Source organism: Microcoleus sp. C2D2 (genome assembly GCF_036702495.1).
Lineage (GTDB): Bacteria > Cyanobacteriota > Cyanobacteriia > Cyanobacteriales > Microcoleaceae > Microcoleus.
The window spans coordinates 35,456-46,521 of the sequence record NZ_JAUBTO010000054.1; the positions used below are offsets into that span (position 1 = coordinate 35,456).

9 protein-coding genes are annotated in these 11,066 nt (G+C 45.7%); 5 read left to right on the top strand and 4 right to left on the bottom strand.

What is annotated here, in order from left to right; all coding sequences use genetic code 11:
- Window positions 1-6: 6 nt before the first annotated feature.
- The 4 genes from QUB61_RS18350 to QUB61_RS18365 form a co-directional block, all read right to left on the bottom strand.
- Window positions 7-447: a hypothetical protein gene (locus QUB61_RS18350; RefSeq protein ID WP_333127486.1), complete on the bottom strand. Its 441-nt coding sequence runs from the start codon at window positions 445-447 to the stop codon at window positions 7-9.
- A 7-nt stretch (window positions 448-454) separates the two neighbouring features.
- Window positions 455-1,723, bottom strand: a complete 1,269-nt coding sequence (locus QUB61_RS18355) for an AAA family ATPase (RefSeq protein WP_333127488.1) — start codon at window positions 1,721-1,723, stop codon at window positions 455-457.
- 147 nt (window positions 1,724-1,870) lie between these two features.
- On the bottom strand, window positions 1,871-3,787 hold the full coding sequence (gene mnmG / locus QUB61_RS18360; RefSeq protein ID WP_333127490.1) for a tRNA uridine-5-carboxymethylaminomethyl(34) synthesis enzyme MnmG: 1,917 nt from the start codon (window positions 3,785-3,787) through the stop codon (window positions 1,871-1,873).
- A 378-nt stretch (window positions 3,788-4,165) separates the two neighbouring features.
- The gene (locus QUB61_RS18365) at window positions 4,166-5,221 is read right to left on the bottom strand and encodes an exostosin domain-containing protein (RefSeq protein ID WP_333127492.1); all 1,056 of its coding nucleotides are present in this window, start codon (window positions 5,219-5,221) and stop codon (window positions 4,166-4,168) included.
- Between the two features lie 518 nt (window positions 5,222-5,739).
- On the opposite strand from QUB61_RS18365, the gene QUB61_RS18370 reads away from it, so the two are divergent.
- The 5 genes from QUB61_RS18370 to QUB61_RS18390 all read left to right on the top strand — a co-directional run bounded on the left by QUB61_RS18370 (window position 5,740) and on the right by QUB61_RS18390 (window position 10,819).
- On the top strand, window positions 5,740-6,069 hold the full coding sequence (locus QUB61_RS18370; RefSeq protein WP_333127494.1) for a hypothetical protein: 330 nt from the start codon (window positions 5,740-5,742) through the stop codon (window positions 6,067-6,069).
- 198 nt (window positions 6,070-6,267) lie between these two features.
- Window positions 6,268-7,797: a photosystem II chlorophyll-binding protein CP47 gene (psbB, locus tag QUB61_RS18375; RefSeq protein ID WP_333127496.1), complete on the top strand. Its 1,530-nt coding sequence runs from the start codon at window positions 6,268-6,270 to the stop codon at window positions 7,795-7,797.
- 143 nt (window positions 7,798-7,940) lie between these two features.
- A complete protein-coding gene (locus QUB61_RS18380; RefSeq protein ID WP_006635641.1) occupies window positions 7,941-8,036 on the top strand; it encodes a photosystem II reaction center protein T in 96 nt (31 codons plus the stop codon).
- A 216-nt stretch (window positions 8,037-8,252) separates the two neighbouring features.
- Window positions 8,253-8,810, top strand: a complete 558-nt coding sequence (gene nrdR, locus QUB61_RS18385; protein ID WP_333127510.1) for a transcriptional regulator NrdR — start codon at window positions 8,253-8,255, stop codon at window positions 8,808-8,810.
- Between the two features lie 926 nt (window positions 8,811-9,736).
- Complete coding sequence (locus QUB61_RS18390) at window positions 9,737-10,819, top strand: 30S ribosomal protein S1 (protein ID WP_333127498.1); 1,083 nt, start codon at window positions 9,737-9,739, stop codon at window positions 10,817-10,819.
- The last annotated feature ends 247 nt before the right edge of the window (window positions 10,820-11,066 follow it).

Sequence of the window (11,066 nt, forward strand, 5' to 3'; positions counted from 1 at the left end):
TGATGCTCAGTTACCTCCCACCTTGGTGCTTAAATCATACTCATCTTGAATATTTTTGACTCGGAAACTAGCATTAAAGTTTTTTTTAAACTGACTTTGTAGCTGTTGTATAGTTGTTGTTTGTTTAGGCACGCGAGTAGACACAACAAAACATAGCTTCTTGATTTTTTGGGGATTGTCCGAAAGTAATCGGATAGTTGATTTTATTTGTTCAACTGCATGGACAATATCGCTTCCCTTCAACTCCACATATATTTCTACTTCATCAGAAGGCATAAGGGCGTAGTCACAGCGCAAAGTCTCGTTATCACCGATCGCGCAGCCATCAACCTTAATTGTTAATATTTTGTCTTGATTTGGGTTGAGGAAAGTTATTTTACTTTTGTTCTCCTGTAAGACAATTTTTTTGTCACATCTATACTCTTCACATTCTGGAAGACTTTTCATATACAATTCAAACTAAGTTCAGAAGTTGCTCGAATTCAATAGCTAGGTCATCAGAAACAGAATCAATCACTTTTGCATCTATCAATCCAGTCTCAGGACACACAATACTTCTGCATTTTCCATCCATTAAAACATAAGCTGAGAGATCGGAAACATCTAGTGATTTGTATCTAGACACAATTTTTTCTAATTGACGCTGCACATCTCCGCTGGATTCTTGATAAAGGATACCAGCCTGGAGTAGATTATTAAATGCTGTTAGGATATAGGGACTATGGGTCGTTATGAAGAATTGAAGTTGCTCCTTGCGACAATTAAATACAGTAGCAATCAGCTCGACAATATTACGCTGTGCGCTGGGAAATAAATGTGCTTCTGGCTCCTCAATATATACGGTATAGGAGGAATCTTCACAAGATAGTGCAGCTAGCATAACTGTAAGCGGCAATGTTTCCTGTTGACCGGAAGATGAGTTGGCAATACTAATACGTCTTCCATCTGGAACCTCCAGAAAATCTTTCCCTTTTTCATGTACGTGCTTCCCACATAGAGAATTCTCTATTAGTTTGTCTATTTCCTCTTGTATATCTTTATTTTCAAGTCTATCTATATATAAACCCTCACGTTTTATATTTTCATATATTGAACCAAACTCCCTTAGAAAGGGATCGAGCCCGTTATTGCTCGACAGAAAAGAAAAGATGTTATTCTGAAGATTAGCAAAAAAGGAGCGGCCAGCAGGAATAAACAACTGACGGAAGGCTGCCTCTCGACCAATAGATGTTACTAAAGAGTCTACAAAGATATCTCTCAACCTTAGGCTGGTTATATAGAACCGCTCCAAACTATCATACTTAGGATATGCTTCAGAATATTGAGTGCTTATTTTTTTAAGTAAATTGGGTAGCTCTGTAAGTTTATTCTTGAATAATTCTGAATAGCTGAGCACAATCTTGCCTTTAGATTCCTTTTTTCTACTAACTTCTATAAAAATATTTGCCACCTCATACCGTATAAAAAAATCTTGTTTCCCCCAAGAATCGGGAGGGAAATATTCTTCAAACTTCTTAGAATAGTTGGAATCTAGATTGCGTTGGGTCTGCTCGTTCTCTAAAACCAATAAAATTTCCCATACGAAGTTCTTAAAATAGAAAAGAAGTTTGGCGCAAACACTTTTACCACTGGCTTGGGGGCCAATCAGTATATTTATGCGCTTGATCTCAATCTCCAAATCTGTGATACCACCAAAGTTTTTAACTGTTAACTTTTCAGCCATAACTGGGACTCAAGTACGGTAAAGGTTTCTACTATATCTTAACATTCTACTTTGACTTTCTCGGTTTGTATTAAGGACTTTAGTCCTTATTAGCTCAAAGACTTAAGAAAAAACTGAAGTCCTTACTACAAACTGTATCAAATCCGATTATTTTCCCACACCAGCCGGCTGCTGACGGTTTCGCAGTTCCAGAAAAATCAACAAAGCATTAACATCAGCCGGATTCACCCCACCAATTCTTGTCGCTTGGCCAATAGTCAGCGGCTGCACTTTAGCCAACTTTTCCCGCGACTCCTTCGACAGAGTTGTAATTGCCATGTAATCCAAATCGGCCGGCAATTGTCGGCGTTCGTGTTTGGCAATGTCATCAATTTGATTTTGCTGTCTTTGCAAATAACCGGAATATTTGATGTCAATTTCGGCACCCTCTTTTTCAGCCAACTTCAGACTCGAATTGCCTAAATCGTACCGTTCCAAATCGACATAATGAAAACCAGGACGGCGCAGCAAATCAGCGAGAGTAATTGAACCTCTAATCGCTTGTTGGGTGTCAGCCAAAATTGCCTTGCCAATCTCCTCGTGTTCTTTCACGCGAATCGAGTACAAACGGGCTTTTTCCGCCACAATATTAGCTTGTTTCCGCTCAAATAACTCCCAGCGACGATCGTCAATCAAACCAATTTCCCGTCCCAGGGTCGTCAAGCGTTGGTCAGCATTGTCCGATCGCAATAATAACCGATATTCCGATCGCGAAGTCAGCATCCGGTAAGGTTCCCGCAAATCCTTCGTACACAAATCATCGATCAGAGTGCCGATATAACTTTGCTCGCGAGGAAACACAATCATCTCCTGATTTTTCGCAAACCGAGCCGCATTAATACCCGCCACAATCCCCTGTGCAGCCGCCTCCTCATATCCCGTCGTACCGTTCACCTGACCCGCGCAAAACAGCCCTTCAATCTTCTTAGTCATCAGCGTCGGATAGCACTGAGTTGCCGGCAAATAATCGTACTCCACAGCATAAGCAGGGCGCATCATCTCGCACTTTTCCAAACCAGGAAGAGTCCGCAGCATTTGCAATTGCAAACTTTCCGGTAAACCAGTCGAAAATCCTTGAATGTAAAGTTCAGGAATATCCCTACCTTCCGGTTCAATAAAAATCTGGTGACTTTCCTTATCTGCAAACCGCACAATCTTATCTTCAATACTCGGACAGTAGCGGGGTCCCTTCGCATCAACCCAGCCGCCGTAGACAGGAGAAAGGTGCAAATTGTCTCTAATTAACTGGTGAGTTTCTGGCGTAGTTCTCGTTAGGTAACAAGGCATTTGTTCGCGTTCTATCCAAACTTCGGGATCGAAACTAAACCAGCGAACATCTGCATCTCCCGGCTGCGGTTCCAGGTTAGTAAAATCGAGAGTACGTTTGTCAACTCTGGCCGGAGTTCCAGTTTTCAACCTGCCAGTTTCAAAGCCCAAACGGTTGAGAGTTTCCGTCAAACCAACGGCGGCAAATTCTCCCGCGCGTCCGGCAGGCATCGACTTATTGCCCACCCAAATCGTGCCGCCTAAAAAAGTGCCTGTGGTGAGAATTACAGCTTTGCATTTAAAAGCGACGCCGAAGTATGTTTCAACTCCGATCACCTCTTCATTTTTGCCTAAAACTAAGTCTGTAACCATCGCTTCGCGGATGGTCAAATTCTCTTGATTTTCAACAATATTATTCATCACAGCGGCGTATTCCCGCTTGTCTGTCTGTGCTCTCAGCGCCCACACTGCGGGGCCTCGTGAAGAGTTGAGGATGCGTTTTTGTAAGTAGGTGCGATCGGCCATTTTGCCAATTTCCCCACCTAAAGCATCCACTTCATTAGTGAGTTGAGATTTAGCCGGGCCGCCGACAGCAGGATTGCAGGGTTGCCACGCAATTTTGTCGAGGTTGAGGGTGAGTAAAAGAGTGCGACAGCCGAGGCGAGAAGTGGCGAGGGCGGCTTCGCAGCCGGAGTGTCCGGCACCAACTACGATGATGTCGAAACTGTCTTGGAATTGTACTGGTGTTTGTGCGGTCATGGCTGAGTTAGGGCAAGCGCAGGCGAGAAACGGGATTTTAGTCTTCTCTTTAGTTTAGTATAACTTAAAGACTAAACTAAATTATCATGTAGTATTTATGTGAAAAACTTACCCTTTTGTTGTAAAGTAGGTCAACCTAATTAAAGTCAAATTATCTTCTGTTATATCTCCGCCTTCTTTAAAAATTTAGGTATATTGATCTTCTGTTTTTTTAATTTTGCTTACTTCTTGCTTAACTTTCAATCGATTATTAGAGCAGCTAGATGCTTATCTAAAGCAATCTAGTAAAACTGGAATGTTACTTATGGATTTGCGCTCAACTTAGCATACTATTTTTCAGAATGGGAGATGGTTCCGAGTATATCAAGGGGGTGATCGTCACTCGTCCCCTTTAGCGATCGGCAAAATTTTACGAAACATTTCCAAGTAAAAATTTGCGGGCCTAAGTCGCTCAAAAATTGACCTCAGATCGCGCTGCAATTCACCAAACGCCCGATCGGAAAAGCTAGAATGCCACGCCAATAAACGATCGGGCAATTCGGGCAACTGAGTCGCAGGAACTTTGAGAATAAAATTATCCCAATCGATCTCATCCTCCATCGGCAATAAGCATCCTGTATCTATCAAGACAGGGATTTTCCCCAAAGACAAGGCCTCGTAAAATCGCCAACTATAATTGTCAGTCCCCCGCACACAGAGGGCGTAGGGATTACGCAGCAAATTGTCCAGAAATTCCTGACGCATATTCCCCCCGACTATCGGCTGTGCTCCCACTGAGCCACGGCCAACAAAATCCGTTTTGATTCTGGGATCTTTTTCCATAATCTGTATCGCATCTACCCGCAGGGGGTAGCAGCAAGTCATCCGAATTCCCTTAGTTGTAGCGCAGAAAAAATCTGTTGCCATCCAACGAGTCAGATCTCTGGGCAGTATTTTCCAGACCCCCAGTCCCAGACTTCCACCCTCACGACCGCAGAAACTCACACTCGGTATAGTTTCCTTGGGTGTTGGCTGCCAGTTGCGGATGTTAGTTTCTACGAGGAGATCGAATCCATCAGAATTGAGGTATGCCGGACTGATAATCACCCCCGACTCCTGAAGCTGACGATACCAAGAAAATCGAATGATATAGTCAAGCCACTTGGGTTTGCGACGCTCGTGGCTGATGTCAAAACCAATGGAGGGTAATTTTTGATCGCTGACTATTTTCCCGATCTCCTTGAGTCGCTTGGGGCTATAGAATGAAACATTGGATGGTAGCAAAAAAGCGTCAGCATCCCGATCAGAGACTATTTGGAAATTTTCTTGGATTGCCTGATTAAATGTTGGAGAGTAGTTGTTACGCCATGCCTTGAGGATTGGACAGCCATCGGGAAAATTTGATTCCTGCGCTAACTCTATACCAAGGGTTGTTAGTCTGATCGGCTGTGTCATAAGTTACACGATATTATCAACAAAACTAGAACTTAAAAAAATTGTATTTCTACAATAAGCTAACTTTCCCAATACAGGTACTTTTGTTTACAAAAATTTATAAAAAATTAGCACAATAAACAAGAAAAATCAAGGTTTGAGATTGATGTCTCATGCAATGACCAAAAATCCTCAGCCTGTGCAAGTTGTGTTTACAGATAAGTCCAAATAAAATCGTTATGTCTAGATGAAGAAAATGTTTATAAATTCAGGCGAAACCGATTCGCTGTTAGGAGTATTCCCCTATAAATGCTAGGAATTGAACTCGACTTGAACAATCAAAGATCGGATATTTTGCCGATCGACCAGACAGAAACCCCTCTCACAATTAGGTAAATTTATCCCCAACAGCTAACAGATTACCTACATCTTCTCCACTCTTCCTTCGCGTCCTTGGCGTCTTCGCGGTTCAATAATTCCGTAATCAGGCAGTTTTGCGCTATGTTAGACAAAAAAATCTCAACAAGCGTACACAACAAATGAAATATTTTTTCTTATCCGACGGGTGGAAAGTTGGGCGAGTCTGGGGAGTGGGCGGCGAGTGGACTTACGCCGCTTGGAGACGCCACCCCGACATTGTACAGCTCGACCTCTGTGTGTGGGATCACCAAGAAAAAATGTGGCTCTACCGCGTCGAAGAGGCTGTGCTCATGGTAGAAGTCAAACCCACAGCCCCCGCAGATCCGAACGATCCTGCCAAAAACATCGGCAACGTCGTGCTGACCAGACTGATCGATGCCGAGCAAGTCCTCGAACGCCTCGGGACGATCGCCACCCGCTGTGAAATGGGCAATCCGCAACTAATGTAACGCCGAACATATTGCAATCGGTTCTAACACTCGATACACTTCTTTAAATAACTTTCATTTTTATGCCTCCACCTTTGAAGGTAGAGGGCATTCGGCAAAAGGCAGAATTTAAAGCCCGCAGGTAACTGCTCGGGATTGAGAATCTGAATTTTCCGTCAAAATAGACATCATCACTTACACCTTGGAGAACCGCAATCAATGGGACTACCCTGGTATCGCGTACACACAGTCGTCTTAAATGACCCAGGCCGATTGATTTCTGTACACTTAATGCACACTGCCCTCGTGGCAGGTTGGGCCGGCTCAATGGCCCTTTATGAACTAGCAGTTTTTGACCCCACAGACCCAGTTTTGAACCCGATGTGGCGTCAAGGGATGTTCGTGCTCCCCTTCATGACCCGCTTGGGAGTTACGGGTTCTTGGGGCGGTTGGAGCATCACGGGCGAAGGTAACGTCGATCCCGGCTTCTGGTCTTTTGAAGGCGTCGCCGTCGCTCACATCATCCTCTCGGGCCTGCTGTTCTTAGCAGCAGTTTGGCACTGGGTATTTTGGGACTTAGAACTTTTCAGAGACCCCCGCACCGGTGAACCAGCCCTCGACTTGCCAAAAATGTTTGGCATTCACCTGTTCCTCTCCGGCTTGCTCTGCTTCGGCTTCGGCGCATTTCACCTTTCGGGACTTTTCGGCCCGGGAATGTGGGTGTCCGACCCCTACGGCCTGACCGGTCACGTCCAGCCAGTGGCGCCTTCTTGGGGCCCGGAAGGCTTCGATCCCTTCAATCCGGGCGGCATCGTGGCTCACCACATTGCAGCGGGCGTAGTCGGCGTAATTGCCGGTTTGTTCCACTTGACAGTGCGGCCGCCGGAACGTCTTTACAAAGCCCTGCGGATGGGGAATATCGAAACTGTACTTTCTAGCAGTATCGCTGCCGTATTCTTTGCAGCCTTTGTGGTTGCCGGTACGATGTGGTACGGTTCTGCTGCTACTCCGATCGAACTTTTTGGCCCGACTCGGTATCAGTGGGACAGCGGCTATTTCCAACAAGAAATCGATCGCAGAGCTCAAGCTAGCTTGGCCTCGGGCGAAAGCTTCAAAGAAGCTTACGAGCAAATTCCCGAAAAATTGGCTTTCTACGACTACGTGGGCAACTCTCCTGCTAAAGGCGGTTTGTTCCGCGCCGGCGCCATGGTCAACGGCGACGGCATTGCTAAAAGCTGGCTAGGCCATCCAGTATTTACTGACAGCGAAGGCCGGGTTTTGTCGGTGCGCCGTCTCCCCAACTTCTTTGAAACTTTCCCAGTAATTTTGACTGACAAAGATGGGGTCGTTCGCGCTGACATCCCCTTCCGCCGGGCTGAATCAAAATACAGCTTTGAACAAAGCGGAGTTACTGTCAGCTTCTACGGTGGCGAACTTAACGGTCAAACCTTTGATAATCCTCTAGATGTTAAGAAGTTTGCTCGCGCCGCCCAAAAGGGTGAAGTATTTGAATTCGATCGCGAAACCTTGAATTCTGACGGGGTTTTCCGCACTTCGACTCGCGGTTGGTTCACTTTCGGACACGTTTGCTTTGCTTTGCTGTTCTTCTTCGGCCATATCTGGCACGGTTCTCGGACAATCTTCCGCGACGTGTTTGCTGGAGTTGAGGCTGACATGGAAGAACAAGTCGAGTGGGGCTTGTTCCAAAAACTGGGCGACGTGACCACCAGAAGAGAAGAACCTCTCTAGATTTCGCCAGCCTCTGGCTAGCCGGGAAACTTCCCCGGTGTAAAAAAACCCGGTTTCTTCAAGAAACCGGGTTTTTTTAGTTAAAAATAAAACCAGTAATTAAGATAAAATAATACGGCAAGGGAAGATAGGGAAAATTTAACATGGAAAGTGTTGCTTACATTTTGATTCTGGCTTTAGCCATAGGCGTACTATTTTTTGCGATCGCCTTTCGGGAACCTCCCCGGATTGGCAAATAATTAGCTATACGCCTGCTGCAAGTCCAAAATATCCTGAACCGGACTGCGGTCAGCCCGCATCATAGCGATCCTCTTCGAGGGCTGCGCTAACGAATTTGGTGCGGGACTATTTCAGGGCTGTTTGCTTTCGTCATTATTCTAGTCCAGCCATTCATCAGACCCCAGACGGTGAGATGAATGGCAATTGGCTGGCAATGCCTGTTAAAATCAGCAATCATGCGCTGTTCCTCCTGCCAACACACAAATAGTCGCGTTCTCGAATCGCGCTCAGCCGAATCAGGTCAAAGCATCCGTCGGCGGCGCGAGTGTTTGAGCTGCCAGCACCGCTTCACAACTTACGAACGCATAGAATTTGTGCCGATTACGGTGATCAAGCGGGACGGCAAGCGCGAATCTTTTGACAGGTCAAAATTAGTCAGGGGATTGATTCGGGCCTGCGAAAAAACCGGTTTGTCTTCCGGCCATCTCGAAACCCTGGCAGAAGAAATCGAGGCGCAACTCCAAGGTCGATCGCTCCGAGAAATCGCCAGTTCGGAAATTGGGGAACTGGTGCTGTTGCACCTGCGGCCGCTCAGCGAAGTCGCTTATGTCCGTTTCGCTTCCGTATACCGCCAATTTCGAGGTATCCGAGACTTTGTAGATACCCTAAATCACCTTCAGAATCCGCTCAGCGAAGCTGAAGAACCAGAAACAAAGCCAGATTTTGACGCAGATTCGCCACAGCCGGATGCATTCGATCGAGAAAGCCCCGCATCCTGCGCTACTCCCAGCTAAACTCCCTTAAATTAATTTAAAAGCACTAAGCTGCTGTGCATCTAATTTGACAGTCAATTTTTCTACAATTATTGTGGGACGGGCAGGGGAGCCCGTCTCTGCATTCAATTTAGATGCACAGCAGCTTAGGCGGGTCAGTCGATTTGAGATTTGAGATTTGAGATTTACTCCACAGATGAAATCTGCGAGCTTGAACAAGAGCCGAAAATTTTTATCTGTCCACCACAGGAGTACGCGGCACGGTATCCGTTTTTGGGCGAGGTAAGTTATCGAAATATTTTCTTGAGATTGAAAAACCTGTCCGTTTAGGCCCCGGATTCCAAGCGACGGCGGGAGCGGCTTGCCGAACTCTCAGCGCTTCGCCGAACCTCTCTTGGGGCGAAGAGTCCCCGTGTTCTTTTTTCTGGGTCTTTGTGCTAGGTGTGTTATGATCGTCATCGGTCTAAAATTGAGTATAACTAAACAACGTAAAAGCTTAACTCGATTGGTTAAGTGCTCCGTCACACCTCACGGTGTTGCAGTTTAGGAAAGCTAAATTTGAACTAAACCTAACTACAGGTGAAGAACTAATTAAATACGGTAAGGCATACCGGAATTTACGCTTCTGGCAAAACCGACCTCTACTTAAACTGGAGTAATCCTGTCGCAAGCGGGGTCGGCTAGTTCAATGAAGAATATCAGTTTCTTTATACCTGATAGTGTCCATGGACTCTGAATGTTAAGATTAAACCTTTTAACGCAGAGTGCAGAGTTTCGATTAATAGCAGTGGCAAGCCCCCACGTGCAATTGCACAGGGAAAAAGTTAGCAAAAACTGACTTTAGTAAAAGATTTTGAAAGAAGTTAACCGCTTTTTCACCAAAATCTCCAATATCTGCCTGCACAAACGAAAAACATGAAGGAGAGAAATCCTAGGAAACTATTCGCATGGTCAATCTCAAAACCACAGTCAAAGATATCGGCTTTACTCACGAAGATTTTGCAGCCCTACTTGATAAATATGACTATCACTTTAGCCCGGGCGATGTAGTAGCGGGTACAGTTTTTAGTATAGAACCGAGGGGTGCTCTGATTGATATCGGTGCTAAAACAGCAGCGTACATTCCCATTCAGGAAATGTCCATCAATCGAGTCGAAAGCCCTGAAGAGGTATTGCAATCAAACGAAACCAGAGAATTTTTCATTCTAACCGATGAAAATGAAGACGGACAATTAACCCTGTCCATCCGGCGCATCGAGTATATGCGGGCCTGGGAAAGAGTGCGACAACTGCAAGCAGAAGATGCCACAGTACGATCGCAAGTATTTGCCACCAACCGCGGCGGCGCACTCGTAAGAATAGAAGGCTTGCGAGGCTTTATTCCCGGTTCTCACATCAGCACCCGCAAACCGAAGGAAGAATTAGTCGCCGAAGAATTACCATTAAAATTCTTAGAGGTAGACGAAGACCGCAACCGCTTAGTGCTCAGCCACCGCCGCGCTTTAGTAGAAAAGAAGATGAACCGTCTCGAAGTCGGGGAAGTCGTAACCGGTACAGTGCGCGGCATCAAGCCTTACGGTGCTTTCATCGATATTGGCGGTGTCAGCGGCTTGCTGCACATCTCGGAAATTTCGCACGATCACATCGATACGCCTCACAGCGTGTTCAATGTCAACGACGAAGTGAAAGTGATGATTATTGACTTGGATGCAGATCGGGGCCGGATTTCTCTCTCTACCAAGCAGTTGGAACCGGAACCGGGCGCGATGGTCAAAAATCGCGAATTGGTGTACGAAAAAGCTGAGGAAATGGCAGCTAAGTTCCGCGAGAAAATGCTCGCCCAAAAGCAAGCTAAAGCAGGCATAGACGTTCCTGTAGACTCGATCGATCCTGATGACATCTCCGACGAAATACTCGAGGACGTGCCCTCAGCAATGGAAGAGGATCTGCCAGAAGAAGTAGCACCGGAAGCAGTACCGGAAGCAGTATTAGATGTAGAGGAAGAAATCCCTCCTGCGACGGTAGAATAACATCGCAAGCGATCGAAAGTCACTGTCATTAAAAGAGGGTATTTTCCCTCTTTTTTTTGCCTTCAACCCCCCAATTAGCAATTAGCAATTACCAATTATATCGATTCCGGTTGCACCGTCGCTGCTTGTTGACTGTGGACTGTTGACTGTTGACTGATGACTGATGACTGATGACTAATGACTAATGACTAATGACTAATGACTAATGACTAATGACTAATGACTAATGACTAATGACTAATGACTA

Coding starts and splice junctions, on each gene's coding strand:
- QUB61_RS18350 (WP_333127486.1), bottom strand. CDS start 447: ATGAAAAGTCTTCCAGAATGTGAAGAGTATAGATGTGACAAAAAAATT.
- QUB61_RS18355 (WP_333127488.1), bottom strand. CDS start 1,723: ATGGCTGAAAAGTTAACAGTTAAAAACTTTGGTGGTATCACAGATTTG.
- mnmG (WP_333127490.1), bottom strand. CDS start 3,787: ATGACCGCACAAACACCAGTACAATTCCAAGACAGTTTCGACATCATC.
- QUB61_RS18365 (WP_333127492.1), bottom strand. CDS start 5,221: ATGACACAGCCGATCAGACTAACAACCCTTGGTATAGAGTTAGCGCAG.
- QUB61_RS18370 (WP_333127494.1), top strand. CDS start 5,740: ATGAAATATTTTTTCTTATCCGACGGGTGGAAAGTTGGGCGAGTCTGG.
- psbB (WP_333127496.1), top strand. CDS start 6,268: ATGGGACTACCCTGGTATCGCGTACACACAGTCGTCTTAAATGACCCA.
- QUB61_RS18380 (WP_006635641.1), top strand. CDS start 7,941: ATGGAAAGTGTTGCTTACATTTTGATTCTGGCTTTAGCCATAGGCGTA.
- nrdR (WP_333127510.1), top strand. CDS start 8,253: ATGCGCTGTTCCTCCTGCCAACACACAAATAGTCGCGTTCTCGAATCG.
- QUB61_RS18390 (WP_333127498.1), top strand. CDS start 9,737: ATGGTCAATCTCAAAACCACAGTCAAAGATATCGGCTTTACTCACGAA.